This is a genomic window from Halocynthiibacter sp. SDUM655004, assembly GCF_026015885.1.
GTDB classification, from domain to species: domain Bacteria; phylum Pseudomonadota; class Alphaproteobacteria; order Rhodobacterales; family Rhodobacteraceae; genus Falsihalocynthiibacter; species Falsihalocynthiibacter halioticoli.
Window position 1 is genome coordinate 777,865 of sequence record NZ_JAPDUG010000002.1, and the last position, 22,737, is coordinate 800,601.

Annotated in this window: 10 protein-coding genes and 1 tRNA gene; 5 read left to right on the forward strand and 6 right to left on the reverse strand. The window is 51.8% G+C overall.

What is annotated here, in order from left to right:
* Positions 1-6: 6 nt before the first annotated feature.
* Positions 7-162: a hypothetical protein gene (locus N9C89_RS11455; RefSeq protein WP_263954009.1), complete on the reverse strand. Its 156-nt coding sequence runs from the start codon at positions 160-162 to the stop codon at positions 7-9.
* 187 nt (positions 163-349) lie between these two features.
* Between N9C89_RS11455 and N9C89_RS11460 the strand changes: the two genes are divergently transcribed.
* Positions 350-424 (forward strand) — tRNA-Thr (locus N9C89_RS11460).
* Between the two features lie 129 nt (positions 425-553).
* Here N9C89_RS11460 and N9C89_RS11465 read toward each other — a convergent pair.
* The 4 genes from N9C89_RS11465 to N9C89_RS11480 all read right to left on the reverse strand — a co-directional run bounded on the left by N9C89_RS11465 (position 554) and on the right by N9C89_RS11480 (position 16,425).
* Entirely contained in the window at positions 554-11,365 is a 10,812-nt protein-coding gene (locus tag N9C89_RS11465; protein ID WP_263954010.1) for an Ig-like domain-containing protein, read from the reverse strand.
* A gap of 84 nt (positions 11,366-11,449) precedes the next feature.
* A complete protein-coding gene (locus N9C89_RS11470) occupies positions 11,450-12,769 on the reverse strand; it encodes an HlyD family type I secretion periplasmic adaptor subunit (protein WP_263954012.1) in 1,320 nt (439 codons plus the stop codon).
* A complete protein-coding gene (locus N9C89_RS11475) occupies positions 12,766-14,997 on the reverse strand; it encodes a type I secretion system permease/ATPase (RefSeq protein ID WP_263954013.1) in 2,232 nt (743 codons plus the stop codon). Before N9C89_RS11475 ends, N9C89_RS11470 begins: the two co-directional genes overlap by 4 nt.
* A 12-nt stretch (positions 14,998-15,009) precedes the next feature.
* Entirely contained in the window at positions 15,010-16,425 is a 1,416-nt protein-coding gene (locus N9C89_RS11480) for a TolC family outer membrane protein (protein ID WP_263954014.1), read from the reverse strand.
* Between the two features lie 168 nt (positions 16,426-16,593).
* On the opposite strand from N9C89_RS11480, the gene N9C89_RS11485 reads away from it, so the two are divergent.
* Both N9C89_RS11485 and N9C89_RS11490 read left to right on the forward strand, forming a co-directional pair.
* Positions 16,594-17,280, forward strand: a complete 687-nt coding sequence (locus N9C89_RS11485; RefSeq protein ID WP_263954015.1) for an OmpA family protein — start codon at positions 16,594-16,596, stop codon at positions 17,278-17,280.
* A 639-nt stretch (positions 17,281-17,919) separates the two neighbouring features.
* Entirely contained in the window at positions 17,920-19,281 is a 1,362-nt protein-coding gene (locus tag N9C89_RS11490; RefSeq protein ID WP_263954016.1) for an efflux transporter outer membrane subunit, read from the forward strand.
* An 80-nt stretch (positions 19,282-19,361) separates the two neighbouring features.
* On the opposite strand, the gene N9C89_RS11495 is transcribed toward N9C89_RS11490, so the two are convergent.
* Positions 19,362-19,643, reverse strand: a complete 282-nt coding sequence (locus N9C89_RS11495; protein WP_263954017.1) for a DUF1330 domain-containing protein — start codon at positions 19,641-19,643, stop codon at positions 19,362-19,364.
* A 93-nt stretch (positions 19,644-19,736) separates the two neighbouring features.
* On the opposite strand from N9C89_RS11495, the gene N9C89_RS11500 reads away from it, so the two are divergent.
* Complete coding sequence (locus tag N9C89_RS11500; protein WP_263954018.1) at positions 19,737-20,609, forward strand: LysR family transcriptional regulator; 873 nt, start codon at positions 19,737-19,739, stop codon at positions 20,607-20,609.
* A 318-nt stretch (positions 20,610-20,927) separates the two neighbouring features.
* The gene (locus tag N9C89_RS11505) at positions 20,928-22,694 is read left to right on the forward strand and encodes an SLC13 family permease (protein ID WP_263954019.1); all 1,767 of its coding nucleotides are present in this window, start codon (positions 20,928-20,930) and stop codon (positions 22,692-22,694) included.
* Positions 22,695-22,737: the final 43 nt, after the last annotated feature.

The following is a 22,737-nucleotide window of genomic DNA, read 5'->3' on the forward strand; positions in this document are numbered from 1 at the left end:
TCTGCCCTACTCTGCCTTGTTATCTATATCTTTGCGCGCACGAACCTGCTGCTTGCGTTTCGCCATATTCGCCTTCAATGCCGCCTTGAGACGTTTTTCACGCTCCTCAGCCGCCTGTTTGCGCCCCGGTTTTACGGATTTATCATTGGTTCCCGAACTCATGTCGAATATCTAACGCAGGGCAGCGTGAGCGTCCAGCAAATGCACACGTGCATGCCTGAACAGCCCGAAAATAAGCTGACCTAGGCCAAAATAAGCTCTCCCCAATGAAGCGGCGGATATTCCTCAAAAGACGCTTGCGTCGCCAACCGAATACGTCTAATCACGCGCCACGGACTTTATCCCGTTGGCTGCCGTAGCTCAGTGGTAGAGCACTCCCTTGGTAAGGGAGAGGTCGAGAGTTCAATTCTCTCCGGCAGCACCATTAAAGCCTCCCTCCAAGTTCATTTATCTGCCGTTGCAACAAGCGCGGTTTCTCAGTCATCCCGTGCCAAACGTGATTCGAGCCAAGAGTGGCCGCGATTTGTTGCGGCACACATTTATTCAAGAAGTTCTAAAGAACCGCCGTTTGCTGCGCCCCTTGCGCGTCAAGGAAAATCACTTCGACTTGGTCAGAGAAGCCAGCAGCAGCGCCGACGGCAGCAACGCTGACGCCGTCAACCTGCAAGTCTCCAGATCCGCTATTGTATGAAATTCGGTCGGTCGGAATTTCGCTGCCTGAAAGCTTTACCAAAGCCGTTAGATCAATTTGATCACTTTCTGTAGCCGAGGCCGTTGGTGAAACATAATCAGTTATGACATCCGCAATTTGTAAATCTGTCAGTTCGAAAATGTCGGAACCACCGCCACCTGTTAGCGTATCGCTGCCGGTACCTCCGGAAAGGATATCGCTTTGGTTCGATCCTATGAGGACATCATCCCCACCGCCGCCATAGACTTCAAATCCTGTTGTTGCGGCCGATAAATCAACGAAATCATCACCGCCGAGCATAGAGAACGCTTCGACGTCGGCGTATGTGCGGGTTGCAGAATAAATCACAGCATCGTCGAACTCTGTTGCAAGCGCCGTGTCATTGCTGCCTGTCCCGCCGATCACATCCGACATGAGCTGCTGACCGCCGGGCGCCACGCCATCGACCGTCATCTGCATGGTGTTGAAGTCCAGATTTGCGGTTGCTTCTGTGCTTGCATTCGGGGTTCCGTCGTCCTGAATTGTATAGGTCAGCACAGGCGTACCGATGTAGCCGTTAGGAACCGTGATTTGAACACTATTGGCAAGCAACGTGACTGTTACGTCCGGATCATTGGTGCTCGCGCTGACGATGGTCATCCCGTTTCCTTCCGGGTCCGTCGCGTTGGCGAGGAGATCAGTAAACGTCAGGTCAAGCGTTGTGGTGATGGAATCGAAATCCAAAGGCGCACTCACGACTGGTGCCTGATTGAGTTCGACAACATATGGCAATGCGGGTGCTGAACCGTGGTTCGTCGTTACTGTTATATCCCCGTTTATTGGCATAGCAACCGCCACGGGGAACGTGAGTGTCAACGCGGCGACAGCCGCAGTAAACAACGCAACATCCATTGTTCCGCGTGTGATTGTCAGTGTGGTCCGTGACGCATCAAAGGTTCCGATTGAAACGGATGCAGCCGCAGGGATCGGGGCGTTGAAAGTTATCACAACCTCTTCCAACGTTTCCGATGGCGTCGCTTGCGTGTCTGTTACCGTCGCGATGATTTCAAACTCGACAACAACATCGCTACCGCTTTCGGCCAGAGCAATTGGGGTTGTGTTGGTGGCATCAAGGTCGAGCTCGCCCGCAACTTCGATATTAAAGTTTCCGCTCTCGTTGCCGCCTTCGTTGGTTGTGACCTGAATACTTCCTGTCAGGTCTGTTCCATTGGTGGCAAAATCGGTTGGGAACTGAATGGAAAGTCCGTTGAACTCGGCCAGACTTCCGGTAAAGACGAGCGTCCCGCTGACAGGCACAGGTGTGCCGCCACTGACCGAATAGGTTGTCCCACTCGGAACACCGTTGATTGTGTACGTAACGGTATCAACGACTTCGGAGCCATCTGTATCTGTGACAGAGATGTCAAAATCAGCAGCCGGGGTATAATCAACCGGCGCATCGGTTTCCTGCAGAACAACGTCAGGTGTCAGAACGGTTAGATTAAGGTCTGGTGCTGGCGTGACGGTTAAGTCCAGATCAGCAGGTGTCGAGCGCTCCTCGTCCGTGTAGCTTCCTGAACTATCAACGGTCACAGCAACAACTTCGAGCGCTACATTCCCGCCGAAATCCTGCCCCGGTACGAATGTGACGGTATCTGTCGGAACAAACGTGCCGCCAGACAATTGACCCGGAATGGTGTAAACGCCTAGGCTGGAAGTTAGTGCATTAGGGCCCAAGAAAATTTGGCCATTCCCAGGATCTGTGATCTCGAAATAAATAGTCTCATGAGGATCAGGCGTCGTTGCTTCAAGCGTTAGGGTATATGGTTGCGGCTGATCTTCTGTACCCGTTGTCGGATCGATACTCGCGGTCAGTGTTGGGATATCGGCATCAGGCAGCACCACCACGGAAAAATCGACCGTTGTTGATGCTGTATCCGAGTTTGATAGCTCGATCGTCGAAACCTCAAGCGTGAGGGGAATTGACGCCGGAATACTTGGGTCCAATGGATCAGGAGTGCGTGCATGCTCGTCTTTCAACTGGAGCGTGACTGACGAAAATGCTGATCTTGAAATTGTATAGCTGCCGTCGCCATTATCGATAAAGCCACTACCGCTTGGACCAGAAACTTTCAAATAATCCGGCACACCTGAAAGAACGATAGAGATCGTTTCTGAACCGTCCTGATCGGGTGTATCCGCAGTCACAACATCCGAGAGCAAGAAGGCATTGTCCTCGATAATTGTAACTACGGCTTGGCCGCCTGAGTTGTCGACGTAAGGTTGCCCTGTTTCAGGGTCGATAATTGTGTCGTCGAATTTGATTTCTGGCGTGTCAGCAACGGCGGTGATTTCGATTGTTTTCGATGCATCTACTGTTTTCTGATCGCCGTTAATATCTTCCGAAGTCGCCGAAACCGTGATCGTTAGGGTGCCGCTATAGTGTTCGGTCGGTCGAAGCGTAAGGCCCGCGACGTCGTCTTTTGGAACAGAATACGTCCCTGACGGGTTCGGCAGAAGAACCGCTCCGCTTGAATCTTTTAGGACGACCCCTGCACTCCCGCCACCAGAGATGGTTATTTCAACGTTACCAACGAGCCGCTCACCGCCGTCAGGGCCTGTGACGTCAAGTCCGAGTGCGTAGTCGGTATCTTCGTCAAACTTGTTTGCACCTGTGAAATTGATTTCGGGACCGTCAACAACCGGGTGAATCACAATCGGGAAGGACTGTGGGCCAGAGTCAGTCTGCATGTTGCAGCTGAAATTCTCGAGCGTCATCGAGTAGTCGAGGCTGTTCAAATTGTCATAAGGGTCATCCGGTCCGAACGTTTCGCCAGGCGCGAAGGGGTTTACCGGACTTGATTGGTGCGGCGGCGGCGTAAACAAGATACTGCCAGCCGTTAACGTTGGATCAGATGGATCTATCCCAAGCTGCGCAACATCAACAACATACCCACCCGTTGATGGATCAAGCAAAACCGCTCCTGGCGGATTGCTGGAAATCATTGCGCCCGGTGGCAAATCGATTTCCAAGGTGAAGTTTCCATTCACACCGTTAGGCAGGTTCGTAAGGTCACTAATCGAAGTGTATGTGCCGTCAGGATTGAGCTGGAGTTGGAATGCAATCTCTGTGTCTTCGTCTCCGCTCCCAACAAGGGAAAGCGTCGGCAATCCGATCATTTTGTCGGGGTCGCATGGGTTACCACCACCGGATTGGGGCAATACAACAATAGCGAAGTCTTCTGTGGTTACCGAGCCGCCGGGAAGGCTATTCAGATAGTTCAGATTATCTTCAACCGACGTGTTCGGCAGACCGCTGGTATCTTGATCATCCTCCAGAACGATCGCATGGATTTTCAGATCGTAGTATGTAACCTCCGACACACTCGTTGGTACAAATTCAAGCGCCGCGAGTTCACTTGCCGAAACGATATAGCTATCCAGACCACCTGCGGATGGCGTATTTGAAAGGAAGCCGCCAGAAAACGAAGTGCTCGGATCAACGCCAGTAATCACATAGTACAGCGTTTCAGAGCCATCAAAATTGCCAGCGTTGGTTATCTCGGTCATGGTCCCCTGCAATGGGGTTGCCGCCTCAAACATAGCGCCGGAATAATTCAGACCATTTTCCAATGCCAAGTCGGTTAGGCGCATATCCAGCAGAAACGGCTGATCATCGTTTCCAGCATACCCATAAACATTGTCGTATTCGGTCCCCGGACGGAAATCGCTATCGACATCGCTTTGCTGAATACCACCAGTAACTTGGCTTGGATCTTCCTGTTGTGCCGTCAAGATTACAGGATCTGCAATACCTTGCACAGAAATGGTGACCGTACCTGTTGCTGCGGTAAATTCAGTCAAATCAATGGTTTCATAGTATTCAACGCTAACGTCGAAAACGACATCTTCGTTGCTGTCCTGCCCTGGCAAGACCCAAAGGTTTTGGGCCTGCGCGGGTGTCAATATCACCTGACCACCCGATAGGAAAATCTCTGTTCCACCTGCAGCAGGGTCGCCGTCAAAGAAACGGGGGTGGCGTCCGAATGAATCTGCTTGAACATTCTCGAGCTTAACAACACCCAGAATTGCTTCAGGCGAACCAGGTGAGTTTGTCAGATTATCGATGATGTTTCCATCGATCGAAATCTGTACCGCGGTATCTTCTTGGGTATTGGCTGTCTCTGAAGGGTCGCCGCCATCCGCAACGGGATCGATATAGATTGGTACACCAATATTTGTTACGCGCGTACCACCGTCATCCTCGGTTGAAACAACTTGCAGTGCGAGTACAAAATCGCCGGCCCAATGCTTTGGAATGCCGTGGAACTCAAGGTTCTCCCACTGATAAATTCCAAGCGCCGCATTCCCTTCCAAGCTCCAGCTGTTAAAGCCAGTCGGAACTCCGACTTCAGTTATCAGCGCAGGAACTTTCGGTCCCGTTGGGTTATTAATGTCTGTAACATAAACCGTTACAACTTCGGGCACACCACGCAATACAATCGCGGTAATCTGCTCCGATCCGTCCATATCTGGAATATGCGGCAAAAGCGAAACGCCCCATATCCCGCCTGCGTCATCGATGACCTGCTCATTACCGTTTGGAAGGTTGTTGATTGTCGCGAAGTTGTTAACCGGATCTGTGTCGACATCAAATATTGCGGCCGCTTTTCGGGAAGCGTTTGTTGCGGTGTTGGTATCAATCGTCTTGAGCGAAACGTTCAGGTCCGCTCCAAAGAAACTCCCCGCAGAGGTAAAGTCATCAGTGTCTGAACGATCAATATCGTAATCTTCGTAAAGGGTCGGCGTAAGTTGAATTGACGCTTCAAACGTTGTTACGCCTGCCGCGAATGTTATCTCGACTTTACCCGTGCCAGAATTGTAAGTGGCCGAACTGATTTTCGCGTATTCAGAAGCCGGGATTGGCCCAGTTCCGCTCGGATCAAAGAACGCTGCTTGGTCAATATTGCCGCCAGATACGTATTGGGCAATCCAATCCTCCGGCACATTTTCAATGACGATTTTATCAAGTTGTTCTGATCCATCGAGGTCTGGCGTAGAGCCTTCGAGCGAGACGAACACTTCGACCTGCCCCGGTCCGGAACCATCATCAGTACTCTCCAAGAGCGTTAGAATATCGGTAACAGTGAAGGTGCCGCCTTTGCGGTTTACCGCTTCAATCGCCGTTGGGGAACCGGTCGCAACTTCTGCGGAACTCAGAACAAAAACGCTGGTACTAAACAGCACCTCAGACAGCGGGTTTATCGTCTGTGTGAACTGGAACGTTTGCAGAGTGGAGAAGTTATCACTTGTGTCGATCTCGACATCATTGGTTGTGGTCTCGTTCCAATACCCCTCTCCGTCGATCGTTGTGATACCGCTGTAATGTTGAGGGTAGCCAACCTCAATCGCTTCGAGCGCATCCATAAATTGAGTGTTGGACGCGCCAAACGTTGGAGTGAATTTGTAGCTGACGCTATTTGCGGTGCTGCCTGTTTCGACGATCGTGATGTTGCCCTGATGAACGGCCGGTACGGTTAGCGAGAACTGAGCAGGATCAGACGGGTCAAAGTTCGTTGACGCCGTTTCAAATGTAAACGTGAGATCAAGTTCACTGATCGTTTCAGACCCATCGTTATCGACGAGAGCAAGATTTGAGATGCCGAGATTTAGCTTCAATGGGCCGGTTTTGTTTTCATCGGCTACAACGTCCGTCGTAGAAACTGAGGCGCCATCAACAACCGCGTCAACATCAACATCAATTGCATCAACAGCCGTCGCGGTATCCGTAGGCAGGCCCGCAGCGCTGTCTTCTGATGTTACCGTACCAACAAGGTCAGCACCGACTATGGTTGCGACATCACGGTCATCATTCTCTAGAGGGGCAACTTGAACGGTCGCGTCGAACGCAGTTGTCCCTGGCACAAGGTTAATCGTAAGCGTTGTACCGGCCATTTGAGCGGAATCGATGCTCGCCACATCCGGCCCAGAGAATAGCGTTAGATCGACAGTCCCTGCAGGAATCCAGCCAGTGGGCACATTCTCGATAACGATTGTAGTGAGTTGCTCCGAGCCGTCTTGGTCAGGAGTATTGGCGTTGATCACAAGGCCAAAAGTCGTGTCCTCTTTTACCACAAACTGATCTTGCGCCGGTGACGTAACGCTTGAAGGGCTGGTATCAACTGATAGCGTAATCTCAGGCTCTGCAACTGGCGTTATGTTAACCTTGAAGTCAGTCGACGTTCCGGCCGTATTTCCCTCGTCGGTGACAACGGTGACGTTTACATCAATTATTCCCGAGAAGTGTTCTGGAAACGACGTGATAGAAAGTGCCTGAAGCTGCGAAAGCGACAAGTTTAATGTAGCGACCGGACCTGATACCGAGATTGGCGTCGCAGTTCCGTCAGACAGGATGGTAGGTCCATTTGTTGGCAAGCCATCAAACGTTACGACGATATCGGTTATACTCTCGGAGCCATCTATATCCGTAACCGTCGCGTCTATATTCAGCGGAATAGGCAAGCCGAAATCTTCGATCCGTGTCAGGTCCGCCACGTCGATATCGACGTCAGCCTCGGACGCAATATTGACCGTGAAGTCCTTGGTTTCGATACCATCGGTGGCATCGACATCAATCTCGCCGTTAAGAATTGCCTCGTCGGTGGTGAAGGTAACGCTGCCGGCAATTGGAGTCGCGGTCGAGAAGTCGTCCGGCAATTGGAAGACCAGATTATTGTATTCCGCTAACGTAAGTGGAGGAAGCCCACCGGCAGCGAACGCAGCAAAACTGGTACCGCCATTCAACGAATAGAGGGCGCCTGCCGGAAGCCCTGTGATCGTCACGTCGACTTGTGCAATCGATTCAGAACCGTCGGCATCACTTGCATTGCCTTGGACAGCGTCCACCAGTTTAAACTCTAGAGGAGCGTGTGAAGTTGTATCTTCGTCCGTGTCTCCAGGGGCGTCATTCTCTGTTATGTCAATCAGTCCAGGTCCCGTGACTTCAACATCACCTTCAGCAGAAATCCGGATCTCGAGAATTCCAGAGTCTATTCCGCCTTCATCTGTCAGCGCAGTAATTTGCGCGGAAAGAGTCGTAGCTGGATTTTCTGTTGAAAAGTCAGCAGGGAAACGAAGGACCAATGCTTCGTATTCTGCCAGCGTTCCGGTAAATGAGAAGTTCCCCGAGGCTGGCTGATATGGCCCTCCTGCAACCGAGTATTCGGCACCTGCGGGCATGCCGCTAAAGTACGCGGTAACATTCGTAACGGATTCCGACCCATCGATATCTGTTGCAATTGGATCAATGTAATCGGCGGGTTTGAGTGTAAGAGCAGCGTCCGTTTCGCTGAGGACGGCAACTGCGTCTGGAACGTCTACATCGCCTTCTACGTAAATGGTAATAGGTGAAGTTACAGTTTCGCGTGTCGTAACGCCGGACTCAGTAACATCCAGTTCAATGGCGATCTCAGGCTGAGGCTGCCCAACAGGGCTTTCCGTAGAATAGTCCTTCGGAAACACCATAGTTAAATTGTTAAGATCAGTCAGATTTGGCGGAACCCATGTGAATGTACCGCCGACGATTGTCCCGACATTCGCGCCACCAACTGTAGCGTAAAATCCCGCCGGCACATTGGTCATTTCAAATGAAACAAACGTAATTACTTCGTCCGGGTCGGGGTCATCGATGACGCTATAGTCGCCAAACCGAAGCGGAAGCTCTGCGTCTGTTTCGGTCGCCACAATGTCGACCGTAACATTGTCATCGGGCACTGGCTTGATTTCGATGATTTGTTGTGTTGCCTCAACGCCTTCCCGTGTTTCAACGCGTATGTCAGCAATGAGATTTCCTGAATAGTTCTCCGGCAAGAAAAGCTGCAAATTGTTAAGTTCGGCAATGCTCCCGCTCCAGACATTGCCAGTTAGAGCACCCCCGCCAACGGGTGCCGCACCTGCGGGAAGGCCTGTAAACGTAACCGTCACAGTAGGGGCAAAGAGCGGATCATTCGGGTCTTCGGTCTCGGAGTCGTCGATATCGCCGATTGACGCCACAATTTCCAGATCAACGGTAACGCCAGCTGTCGTGTTGTTGTTGTCTTCGAGAGCCGTCACTTTTGCAGGAGCGGCAAGATCGATATCCTCTTCAAATCCAATATCAACAACCCGAACAGACGTCGCTTGCCCGTCGACAGATGTATCTATCAACGGAATCGCATCTTCGTCTGTTGTAACCTTAAGCGTAAATGTGAGCGGCAGCTGGGTTTGGTTGCCCGCCAAGTCAGAGCGGTTGGCAGTGGAAAAATCAGCTGCGAGTTCAAAACCAATTGCATTGAACGCCGTTACAACATCAGTGCCGCCAGCGTTCGTAAGTGTGAGCGTCATCGTGACCGAGCCGTCAGCAGCCTTCGAGAATGCTGCTGTGGCACCTGGCGCGTTCAAGTTAATGTCTGAACCCGAAGTCACATTTCCAGGCAGCCCTGCAACGATAAGGATAAGCTCTTCAATGCTCTCCGAACCGTCGATGTCCGTCGCCATCGGCGCAAAAAGCGACGATGGTGAAACGGGGGTCACGCTGTCAGTTTCGTCTGGGATAGTATCTGGCAGGGAGTCGTCGATCGTCACGTCACCTTCGGGTGTGATCCTGATATTCACAGCCACTGACTGCCCCGTCGGATCTTCAGTAGAGGTCGCGGTCAACACGCCTTCGAGGTCGCCTGACGCTCCTGTTAATGGGCTTTCGGTAGAATAGTCTTTGGGGAAAACAAGGCGGAGCGCCTTGTATTGAAGGCCAGTGCCGCTAAACACCAATGTACCGCCCGTTGCATCATTGTAGCTGATCGTAGACGCAGGAACGCCATTGAAAACCATTCCCGGGGGCAGGTCATTTAGCGTTAGAGTGACTGTATCAAGTGTTTCAGGCGGCACTCCTGGGTCGTTGTCGCTTATGGATACTTTCCAATATTCCGCTGGCCGCACAACAACTGGCGCATCTGTTTCCATTGTCGTGATCGGCGTAATATCAAAATCAATATCGCCGGTTGGGGCAATCACAATTGCTTGGTTCGTTTGAAGCGACCCTTCCGGACTATTCGCATAGATGATCGAAGAGATGGAGCCAGAGAAGTCTCCCGGGAAGGTAAGGGTCAAGCTGTTGGCTTGGGCCATCGTGCCGTGCCAAACGCCGTTGTTTGATCCATAGAAGCCAGTAGAAAATACCGTTCCACTTGGAACGCCCGTAAATTCAATCCTGACGGTCGTATTGTCTTCGGAGCCGTCGAGATCAGTTGCCACGACGTCGATACCGAGATCGATCGTAACACCAGAACCGTCTGTGCCGTTACCGTCCTCGACACCGTTCAAAACAGCCGGAGCTGTGAGCGTGAGGTCCAGCTCATAATCAACGTTTAGCGCAAAGCTTCTAGTCGATACGCCGCCTTCGTTGGTTGTGGCAATGACAACCCCCGTCAAATTCATATTGGGGTTTTCAGTCGAAAAATCGGTTGGAAGCCGAACGACAATATCCATGTATTCCGCAAGCGTACCGGTGAAACCGTATGTCGCCGGCAAAGCTTGGAACGTAGCGCCATTATCGAGCGAAATAAGTGTATTTGCAGGAAGGCCCGGCATTGCGAAAGCGACATTGGTGATGCTTTCCGAGCCGTCGATATCCGTGGCGCGCGGTATCAGGGCATCAGAAGGCTTCCAATCAACCTCTGCATCAGTTTCGACTGTGTTGATAACACCGGGCCCGTCCATCGTGACGTCCCCTTCGTACAATACAGTTATGTCGAAAGGTACTTCGGAGACCTCATTGAAAACCGATTCAATCTTCAGCGTACCCATCAATGGGCCCGGAGCGAAATCAAGTCTGCTTACTGTTGAAAAGTCGGTCGGAAATACGAGCGTCAGATTTTCATACTGGCTTTCACTGCCCGTAAAGTTCAGGGTCAGAGTCCCATTACCAGCATCAGTCAGTGTTCCATAGTTGACAGTTGAACCCACCGGAATGCCGGTGACATTCAAGGTTGCGGTGAACAGCGTAAGATCATTACCGACATTCGGCGCAGTGATCGAAAAATGGTCCGCAAAATTGACAGTCACCGTGGCATCTGTTTCACGCAAAATAAATGGTGATGTCTGTACCACCAAGAGCCCCGAAGCGCCGGTTCCATTGTCGCCCGCGGCCCAAAGGTCATCCCTCTCCTGAAACACATACTCGGTTGGAGGCAAAAGCGGGTTAATCGGCAAACCGATCAGAGGATCAAGTACGCTTGTTGCATCTGGCTCGCCGCTGCCAGGCTTAGAAACCTGTGTAACCTTATTTGCACCAAGCAGATCGACTGCCTGAATACCTTCAATGCTCTCCCAATCGGAATTGATATCGGCAAGCTCGGCAAGCTTGCTGGACAAAATTGAAAAGTTCTCGGCAAATATGGTCAAACCATCTCGGTTTGCACCAACCAATACAATGATCGCGCCGTCGGGCTGCACAAGCACGAGATCACTGCCCACAACTGTCACATGCGAAAACAGCGCGCCGTCGTCGAGCGTAAGTGTACTTTGGGATTGGGTTTCGACAATAGTGAGCCGCTCAACGGTTTCGCCGTTTTTCGCAGCAGCAATCAACGCCGACATCTCTTCTTTTGTCGTCGCGGGCGTTACACTAGCTTCCAAAACTTCAATCTCGGATGTCACTACGCACCTCCATGATTTAGTTAACTCTAGCTTAAGAATAGTTTAGGTTGAAGAGACACGCGAAAATGTGACCTTCGCCCCGATCTATCGTTCCCGCAGAGCCTCAAATCTCGCTTTCTGAAATGGTTTAAGAAGATACTCCAGAACAGTTCGCTCGCCGGTAATAATATCAACCGAAGCGACCATTCCTGGCCGAATATCAAAGGCTTGACCTTCATGTTCCAACGTTGTCTCGTCGGTCACAACAATAACCGGAAAATAGACTTCTCCAGTTGTTTCGTCCTTTTCTGCGTCCGCTCCGACACGCTCAACTTTTGCGTCAAGAGCGCCATAAATCGTGAAATCAAACGACGTCAGCTTCACACGCGCAGGCAACCCCGGTCGCATAAATGCAATGTCCTCGGGCCTAGCCCGCGCTTCAACTTGTAGAAAATCATCGAGCGGAACCACACGCAAAACTTCCTCGCCAGGTGCGATAACAGAGCCCAACGTATTAACGTTAAGAGAGGAAATGATGCCATCAACCGGCGCCCTGAGATTTGCCCGCGACACGATATCACTTGCTTTGATCAAGGATTCATTGATCACGCTTAGCTGGTTCATCGTATCGGACCGTTCGGTACTAATCTCCGCTTTACGATTGAGCTCCAACTCAACAAGGCGCGCCTCCGCCTCGTTCACAGCGACCTTTGCGCTTGCGAGACGACTCGCGGAACTATCGCGTTCTTGGCGCTTCGCAATGCGTTCGCGCTCGGTCGGAATGATTTGCGCACGCGAGACAACACCACTATCTGCACGCAATTCGATCTCTTCATCCAGCAAGGCAAGCGTTTCGTCTGCCCTTTGGATATTTAAGCTGATCTCATGAATGTCTTGTTGGCGTTGTGCAACCTGCGCCTCGACCACGGCACGCTGTCCGAAATATGATGCAAGGCGACTGTTAAAGAGCGCGATCTCTCGCAAAGCCAAGGGTGAGTCTGGGGCAATCGTGGTCCCCGAAAAATCCAACTCCTCGCTTCCGATCGCCTCCGCTTCAAGCCGGATACTGCGCGCGGTGAGCGCCTGCTTTTGCGCCTGAAGCTCACCAAGGTTTGCTGCTGATCCTGTATCGTCGATCCGAACAAGAACATCGCCTGCGCTGACAACGTCGCCCTCGCGCACGTTGATTTCCCGCACGATGCCACCCTCTAGGCTCTCTACTGTTCGCGCGCGCCCTGACGGTACAACCTGCCCCCCTGCTCGCGCGACTTCTTCAACAACAGCCCAAGATGCCCAAAGCACCCCGCCGACAAACATCGCGAGCAATACAGCGAGAAAAATTGTTAACCGCGATGAGGTGCGGCCAATTCGGCTTGCCGCCGCGCCATCCGCAAACTCCTTTAGATCCCAATCAGTGTCCTTCATGGCGCATCTCTTTTGGAAGATTGCTCAAGCGCCTTGAGAACCTCAGCCTTTGGGCCATCCTGAATAACCTTCCCGTCATTCAGAAGCACCAACCGATCAACAAGCTCCAAAAGCCCCATGCGATGCGTCGAGACGATCAGCGTCATGGGGCGCTCTTTCATAGCTGCCGAAAGACGTGTGATGAACTGCCGCTCATTCTGAACGTCCATCGCGCTTGTCGGTTCATCAAGGATCAGTACCCGAGGACGGGCAAGTAAGGCCCGCGCAAGCGCCACCATTTGCCGCTGCCCACCAGAGAGGTTGCGGCCACGCTCTGATATCGGCATGGAGAACCCCATTGGGTGGCGCGCCGCGAGCTTGTCGACACCGGAAAGCCGCGCCACGTTCATGATATCCTTACCCGAAGCCGCAGGAACGCCGAATGCTATATTCTCTGCAAGCGTTCCAGAAAAAAGCACGGCCTCTTGTGGCAAGACCTGAACCGCGCTCCGCAACCTTGCAGGACTAAGCTGGTTCATGTTCAAACCATCCAGAAGGATCATTCCCTCATCTGGCGCATAAAGACCCGACAACAACCGCACGAGTGATGTTTTCCCCGCACCAACGGGGCCAATCACCCCTATTCGCTCCAAGCCTCGGATATCCATATTGACGCCCGAGAGTGCAGACAGATTGCTCTCGCCATAACTCAACCCAACATCGCTTAGTTGGAAGCGGCCTTCGTCAATTTCTGTATTGAGTTGTTTGGAATTCGGTGCGCTGTCTGAGGGCATCTGCATGATCATGTTCAGACTCCGCAGTGTCGAAAAAGCAAAACTGCCTCTCACGAACAAGCTTGCAAGAGTGGCCGTCGGCGCCAAAGCGCGCCCTGAAAGGATCATCGCCGCAATGACAGCGCCCATAGTTATTGTACCTTCGAGCGCCAGATAGACCCCGATCACAACGATACCGACCGATGACAATTGCTGGAGTAACCCAGTGAAGGTTGTCGCAAAGGTTGCGAGGCCCTTGCTTCGGTCTTGGGACTTGGCGCTTTCCGCCACTTGCTGCTCCCATCTGCGCTGCATACGGCCCTGCCCCGAAATCGCTTTGAGCGTCTCAAGATCAGAGATCGCCTCGACGGCAACAGAGTTCTTCGCTCCTTGGGTTTCGCGCGCCTGCGAGGAAGCCTTGCGTAGCGGCACCAATATGATCAGCCCCATGATCAGCACCGCGGCGAGCGCAATCGCCGGAGGGATCGCCAAAGGTCCACCAATATAAGCGATGACCGCGATAAACAGAACAGCGAAACAAAGATCTGTCAGCGTCGCCAAAGTTTGCGAGGAAAAGAAATCCCGCACCTGCTCATAATCCTTGAGCGTGTTCATCAGGTTTCCCGTTGGCATCGATTGACTAGCAAGTTTGATGTCTGAAATATGACGGAACAACCAAGCAGATACGGCGATATCAACCCTGCGGCCAACGCGGTCAATAATGCTCGTGCGCAACCACTTCAGAACTGCGTCAAACACCAACGCAATTCCCACCCCCGCGACAAGCGACCAAAGAGTCGTAACCGCAGCGTTAGGAAATACGCGATCATACACGTTCATTGTAAATATCGGCGTCACCAGCGCCAAAACGTTCACAAGCGCCGACGCGATGATTACCTGCGTGTAATCTGGCCAGAACCTAGCAAACACGCTCCAATACCAGTGTCGCCCTTGGGGCTTGGCGGCATCAGTTTGCTCTTTCTTTGACACGGTTTCAGGTCGCAACAAAAGCGCATGGCCCTTGTATTTCTGCGTCAGTTCCTGCCAGGAAATCTCGAGCTTATCGCTTGACCGCGTTGGCCAGATCACGATGGCTTGGTCACCTACCCGCTCACACAAAACACAAGCGTCGCGCCCTTCCATAAACAAAACAGCAGGAAGAACGGCTTCTGGCAAACTGTCTAGCTTGCGGCGCGTTAAATGCGCGCGAAATCCCTGAGCTTCAACAGCCGCAAGACCAAGTTGCGGTGTTAGGCGGCCGTCATCCGGAAGTGGAATGCCCGCAAGTATTGCTTCAAGCCCAACATCACGCCCCAACTCTCGCATACAGTCCGAGATGGCGGATGCCAAAGGGTCTCGCGAAGTTTCCGCAAAGCCCCAGTCACTCTCCGGCGCTTTTGCAACTTGAGATACGGTAACACTTGCCCGCGCGCTGACGCCCGTCGCCTGACCTGGAGTTTTACTTGGGACGCCCACTGCTAATCTCCCTTACTTATCGAGAGATTTTCGCCATTCCGTCAGCGATCTGGCGTCGCTCCGGCCTTCGACCTCTGAAATCTCGCTGTCAGGAATGTTTTTTGCGTCCTGTGCATAGACTTTGGAATCCTTTGGCGGCTCGATCTTGAGGGTTGGAAGCAGCACACCCATTGTCGCCAACAGCTTAAACCCGATATAACGCTGCAATGAACGCTGGTTTACCAATCGCGCCTCTGCTTGGAACAGCGCGCTTTGCGTGTTGAGAATATCGAGGAGCGAGCGCACACCGACTTGATATTCCTCTTCGTATGTCGCCCGAAGCTCTCTGGAAAGGCGCGCTTGCTGAGAAACGGCTGTTACACGCTCTTGCAATGTCTCAAGATTACGCCATGCCTGACGAACTTCGCGTTCAACTCTCCGACTTTGACGCAGAAGATTTGATCGAGCCTCGCTAACACGTCTTATTTGCTCTTGCTCTCGCGCGGATTTGCGGTTGCCTTGAAATTCATACCGGAGCATCAAGCCAAGTCGCGCATCTTCGGTGCGGCCTTCAAAGCCGTTCAGGTTTTCACCATGGATCAGATCAGCTTCGAGGTTCAGTTTCGGCATCCGAGACGAGCGCGCAACCTGCGCCAATGACTCCGCCGCAGCGACATCGGCTTGCGAAAACTTGATTGTTGGATTCTTTTGTCGTGCGACAGAAAGCGCTTGATCCAGGCTTGAAGGCCGTGCGCCGGAATATGGGCCCATCGGCTGCAAATTAGTTGGGGCAACGCCCACAACTTCGATGAAAAACGCTTCTATATCGTTGGCGCCAAGCTCGAACTCAAACAATGTGTCTTCTGCTTGGAATACCCGTTCTTGCGCTTGCTGCAGGTCGCCAATCGGAACAACACCTGATGCATGTGCATTTTCCAAACGGGCGTAAACTTCACGGTGATAATCAAGGTTTTCGCGGGCCAGCCGAACCAATTCTTGGCTCCGCAAAACATCGGCATAAAGCCTGATTGCCTCAAGCGACAAAACCTCTGCCCGCTCCATTACACGAAGTGCGGCAGCGTCAATGCGCAGCGCTTGACGTGCAACTTCGGCACGGCGTTCGCCTCCATCCCACAGCGTCTGCGAAATGCGGCCCGTCACGCTATATCCAGACAGAGCGGAGTCAGAGGACGTAATATCCGACAGCGTTGTACCGTTATTCAGGCTCGACCCTGCCCATGCCTCAAGCTCGAAACGGGGGTAGTAAAAACTCTCGGCCTGATCCAGCTCAAACTCAATCGCTTGTTTGTTGGCTTCGGCGGCGGTTATTTCTGGGTTGGTCTCAAGAACATAAAGAATTGTATCCTCAAGCGAGAGCGCGTGCGAAATCTGAGCAAAAGCTACAAAAGTCGCAGCCAATCCGAATTTTGCCTTCAATTTAACAGGCATCGTGTCTCCAATTGAGTTAGCACTAACAATATTTGTTCAAACTTGATTAAGAGAAACAGAAAATGCAAGGAAAGTATATGCTTCCAGTACAGATCGCCAAGATCACATTGCAACGTTTGCAAATTGAGTGCTAGCATTCTCCCATTCAAGTTCACGGGGTATTATACAATGGTTACGCGCTTTCGGTTCCTGATATTTTTGTTATGTGCGATTTTTCCACTCGCTGTTAAGGCCCAAGATATTGGAACGGTCAATTTTGAGTTCGACTCTTTTGCGCTCGATGCCAATTCGCAGGCACAGATCGCGGAGATTGCCGAAAAGTTGAAAGCACAACAGAGCTATAAACAAACCGTGGTTGTTGGATACACAGACGCTGTTGGGTCCAACTCCTACAACCAAAGCCTTGGTCAGAAACGTGCCACAGCAGTTGCGCAAGCTCTGGTCGCGCTAGGAGTGCCTGTTGCGCGGATCGGAAGCGTAAAAAGTCGCGGAGAAAACGATCTTGTTGTGAAGGTTGCAACGGCGGAGCGTGCAAACCGCCGTGTAACCGTGACCCTTGATGATATTTTGGCAGCATGCCGAAGCTATCGATCGATCAATATTTCTCAGTCGTCGGTGGGCGATGAACTTCAAGCAGACCTAACCGCAAGGCTGCAGAAAGCTGCAGGTTATTTGAAGTCTCTAGAGAAATCAGGGCGCAACGGATCTGCTTATCAGATGGCCGGAGCTGCCGGCGAAGACTGTAACGTTGCTGTTGGCCTTAAAGCGGATTCCGAGCGAAAAGTTGAATATGCAAAGCGCTGTTTCTGTAGCTCCGCACGAATGGAAGTCGCGCTTGGATTGATTTCAAACTAAGCAGCCAATGAGCACAATAGCGTAGCGTGGAACTGAGAGAGGTTACGTCGATGTGCAAGTGGATCATAAGAGGTTTCATCGCGGCCTATCTCGCTGCCGTATTCTTGATGCTTGTCGGGACATTTGGGTGGTTCGGGCAACCAACAGATCCCCTCTCCGGAGTTTTCGTTGTCATATTGGGGTTTCCATGGACCCTGCTTGTTGATTTGGCTCCGGAGCGTTTCTGGCCAATCCTTGCAGCGCTTACGCCAATTGCAAACATCTTGATCCTACGCGGATTTTGCAGGGCAATTTCCAGAACCTGATCCCGTATTGTCCGACTGGCTGTTCGGCCCACGATCTAGCGCGCTAGCTTGCAAGTGCCTATCTTGCTGCGTCCAGCGCTTGTTCAGGTCGAACAAAAATCGCCACCAAAACGCGGTATGGTCATTCGTAAACCGTGTTTTCCCTGAACTAAGAGATCTGTTTGAGCATAACAGCAAGTCACAGGTCCCCCGAAAAATCTGGTATCAACCAGAAAAGGTTTATTGTTGGGCAAAATGTGCCCTACAATTAAAATAAGTTGTTCGAATGGGTGACCTAATCTCACTCCAATCAGAAATGACAATTAGATTCGAGATGGGCAGTCGCGACACAAACATGGACAGAAGAACCGCTCTGGTCGGCCTTGGGTCGCTATTGTTAACCGGCTGTGCCGCTGGCGAAGATTTTACTCCGCCAACGATGAAGTTATCAGATAGTTTCACTGGAAAATCGGCAGAACCTGTTCGAAAGAATGATGCCAAATGGTGGCAGGCATTCAACGACCCCGTTATCAATCGGCTCGTTGAACAGGGTCTTCAGCAAAACCTAGACGTAAAACGCTACGCAGCACGAATTCAGCAATCCCAAGGGGTCGTTGATGGTGCGGGCTATCCTATTTCGGGAAATGCAAGAGTAGCGGAGTCCAAGATCGACGCCGGAGGAGGAAACCCCACTGTACGCACCGGTTTTGTAAGAACTGAAGCATCTTGGAAGATTGATTTATTTGGGAGATTGAAACGTGAGCGCGAGGCGGCATTCGCACGTTTGGACGCCGCATATGCTGAACTTGATGTTTGGAAGCTCTTGTTCGTCGAAGAGGTTGTCGCAGCATATATCGACCTTCGCTATGCACAAGAGCTACTGCGCATACAGATCAGGGTCTTGGACACTCGCCAATCAACATTAGATACCACTTTGAAGCTCGCTGACGAAGGGAATGCAACTGACCTCGAAGTCGCGCAGTCAAGGTCTCTCGTGCTTTCGACCCAATCTAACATTCCTGAAGCACGAATTGAGTTCGTAAAGAGAATAAATCGAATTGTTGCGTTGGTTGGCACGACCGAACTTGCGAACAGAAAAGACCTTGATGTCAAAGCCCCACAGCCAGTCGCCAAATCGCATATCGTCTCGACTGGTGTTCCCGCGGACCTATTGCGAAATAGACCGGATATCGTTCGCGCGGAGCAGCGTTTAGCTGAATCTGTTGCGCTTCTTGGCGTTTCGAAAGCAGACCTTTATCCGCAACTGGTATTGACTGGAAACGTCAATGTGAATGTCAGCGGTGCGGAAGTTTTGCCGGGCGCTGGTTTTTTGAGGTTGGGGCTTGATCTCCCTATTTTTGACTTGCCTGTCCGGAAGGCAAGAATTGAAACAGCCAAAGGTCTAATTGCGGAACGGCAGGCGGATTGGGAAAAGGAGGTTGTCCTTGCGGTCGAAGAGGTGCGAAATGCGATTTTCGGCCTTTCACAACACCAGATCGCGGTCGAGGCGTCCAAGGAAGCCGTTATTGCCTCCAGAGAAGTTCTTAGCATTGCCCAAAGACGCTTTGCAGAAGGTTCGGTTTCGTTTCTTCAAGTGCTGGATGCAGAGCGTTCGCTTCTCAACAACGAGAACGCATACGCGCTTGATGTTCGAAATCAAGCGCGTGATTTTGTAGACCTAAATGTTGGCCTTGGCGGAAGTTTTGCTCAGACTTGATTCCGCTTCCCAAGTCAGTTTGGAAATGGCGCTGCTTGCATTATTCGCACCGTAAACCGCGCCAATTAAGTTAGACAGACTTAGCCAAGCAGGACGATTTCCGAAACACCTGCGCCACGACGAAGCTCGTGCACATGCGCCAATTCCGGATCTTCCGCCCACGCAATTGCCGCGTCTCGATCGGGAAAGCTCAATAGGACAGCGACATCGGGGAGCTCTGGGTATCCATCAAGCTTGGTGAACTGATTTGCAGAGCTTTCGACCTTGCCGCCATGCTTGGCAAGCGCCTCCCCTGCGAGATCGCGGTACTTCAAAAGCGACTCTTTGTTTGTGACCCTTAGGTTTGCATAAGCATAAATCATAACGAAATCCTTTCTATTGTGCGTTAAGATTACGCTTTGACCGGACGCGAGAAAACGCGTGCCTATGCATGATATATATGCGAAAACGCATACATGAAGCTGAACTGGGACGATTATCAAACTGTTTTAATGTTGGTGCGCCATCAGTCGCTTTCGCGTGCTGGGCAGGAACTCGGCGTGAACTACACAACCATTGCGCGGCGCATCAAACGCATCGAAGAAACACTCGGCACACTTCTGTTTGAGAAGACACCGGACGGCTATGTCCCTACGGCCGCAGCAGGGATTATTGCCGAAGGCGCTACAGAGATGGAACAGGTAAGCCTTAAACTTCAACGCAATCTTCTCGGCGCTGATCCAAAGCTAAGCGGTCCCCTGACAATTACGGCACCGCAACTGCTAATTGCTCATTTCCTTGCACCATTGCTTGCCCAGTTTAGCGAAGCCTATCCTTTGATCGAGCTGCGCATTCTGGCAACGAACAAGATTCTGGACATGACCCGGCTTGAAGCTGATCTCGCTATCCGCATTAGCAACAGCCCAGGCGACACGCTCAAAGGGCGCCGGCTTCTCATTCAACAAACGGCGAGCTTTGCCAGTAGAAAATGGGCCGATAGAATCCGACATGCCCCAAGCGAAATGATCGACTGGATTGCCTATACCAAACACTCTGGGCTTCCGAACGACATTGAGCCAGAGTTCCCAAACAATCGAATAAAATTCCGCTTTAACGACATGGTCGCGATGGTCGGCGCGGCCCAGGCAGGATTGGGTGTCGTTCGACTGCCACTGTTCCTGGGGCGAGGAAGCGCGGAATTGGTACAAGTTCCGGTTCTGCCTCCGCGGCCCTACACTGATGTCTGGGTCGTCGGGCATGATGATGTCTGGAAAGCGTCAAAGCTGCGTGCGTTTCGGGATATGTTGGTCACCTATTGCAAAGAACATCGCGCTCTGTTCGTTGAGTAAAACGCGCGGTATTGAGAACGTCAGAAAATCGGCGAGATGAACTGGCAGTTTAAACCAGAGGCAGAAGCCCGTCTCCTTTCTTCGCACCACAAAAGGAGGTGGCATCAAACCTTGTTCCGTTCGGGGAAAACCAAGCTCTCTATCTTTCGCCGCTAGGCCCAATTGTCATTTGCTGCATATTTGTGAAAGTCTTCAGCGTGGATTGCTCGCTATTCACAAAACACAGAATCCATGTGACTATTGGGTCAGATAATACATATTTGAGCTAATTTTATTTGCCACCAACTCTTGTACTTGAGCAATTTGGAGAACTTGAATTTGACCTACGAACAGATCGCTTTATTCACTCTGTTCTTCTGTCTTTTCGGATTTCTCGTCTGGGGACGGTTTCGATACGATCTTGTTGCGTTCACCGCTCTTATGATCGCAGCAATAAGCGGGCTCGTGGAGCCTTCGCATGCATTCGAGGGGTTTGGGCATCCCGCCGTTGTTATTGTTGCGCTTGTTCTGATCGTTTCGCGCGGCATGATCAATTCGGGCGCGGTGGAACTCATCGCCCGTTTGGTGATGAAACCGGACCGTTCTTTACCGCAGCATATTTCGATCATGGCGCTTGTGGGCGCTGCACTGTCTGCGGTCATCAACAACGTCGCAGCGCTCGCGCTCCTTATGTCGCTCGACATTGACGCGGCGCGCAAGGCAAAGCGCGCTGTTTCCTTGAGTTTGATGCCCCTATCCTTCGGCACAATCCTTGGCGGTATGATTACTCTGATCGGCACCCCGCCGAACATTGTGATCGCACAATACCGCGCCGACGCTCTGGGCGAAGCCTTTGGCATGTTTGATTTCACACCCGTTGGTCTTGTTGTTGCGATTGTCGGTATTGCCTATGTCGCGCTCATCGGTTGGCGTTTTATTCCTGAGCGTCCGGATGTGCTTTCGAAGCAAGGTGACGGCGGATTATACGTCGCAGAGGCACGCGTAAAAGAAGGTTCAAAATCAATCGGCTTAACCGTCGCGGAGCTTTATCCCAAAGCACAGGACAGTGATGTAACTATTCTCGGGCTTGTACGTGGGGGCAAGCGCTTGCCCGGCTTCTCAAGAACAAGGGAGCTTCGCAAAGGTGATTTCCTCGTCATTGAGGGCGATCCGAAGAAATTCGAGACCTTTCTTGGTGCCGCTGACCTTGATGTCGTTGGCACCGAGAAGCACGTGGGCCTAAGCAGTGGTTCACTAAGCCTTGTCGAAGCGATTGTGCCAGACGGGGCCAAGATTGTTGGGCGAAACACAATGGATCTCCGCCTCATGGGGCGGCAAGGCGTAACGCTTGTTGGCGTTTCGCGCGAGGGGAAACGATTTCGCGATCGCGTACGGAAGCTGGAAATAAAAGCAGGCGATCTGCTTTTGCTGATTGGGCCGGATGAGCGATTAAACTCCGCGTGCAATTGGCTTGGTGTCCTCCCGCTTGAGAACCGCAAAACAGAAGTCATTCAGCGCTCAAAAGCAATCGCAGCAATAACCATATTCGGCTTGGCGATTGCGCTCTCTGTCTTTGGCGTCACGTCGCTCGCTGTCACACTCGGCATTTGTGTGATTGCCTATATCGGCCTTGATCTAGTCGGGGGCGAGGATTTCTATGAATTGGTAGAGTGGAAAGTCATTGTGTTACTTGCCTCTCTTATTCCCTTAAGCGCCGCGTTAGAAGAGTCAGGCGGCAGCCAACTCATTGCCGATCAGATCGTCGGCCAGATGCAAGTCTTCCCATCATGGGCAATCCTCGCCGTTTTGATGATCGTAACAATGACCCTTTCCGACTTCCTGAACAACGTTGCAACCGCGTTGATCGCAGCCCCAATCGCGGTTTCTGTTGCGCAATCTATTAACGCAAGCCCAGACCCGTTCCTGATGGGGGTTGCGGTGGCCTCTTCCTGCGCATTCCTTACGCCGATCGGGCACAAGAACAACACGATTATTCTTGGACCCGGCAACTATAGGTTCGGTGATTACTGGCGGATGGGCTTGTTGCTTGAGGTAATCGTTATTCTCGTTGCGGTTCCGGCGATCATGTTCTTCTGGCCACTTTAGAAATTTGGCCCAAAGTTCATTACGCCTTGTTTTCTAGTTTACC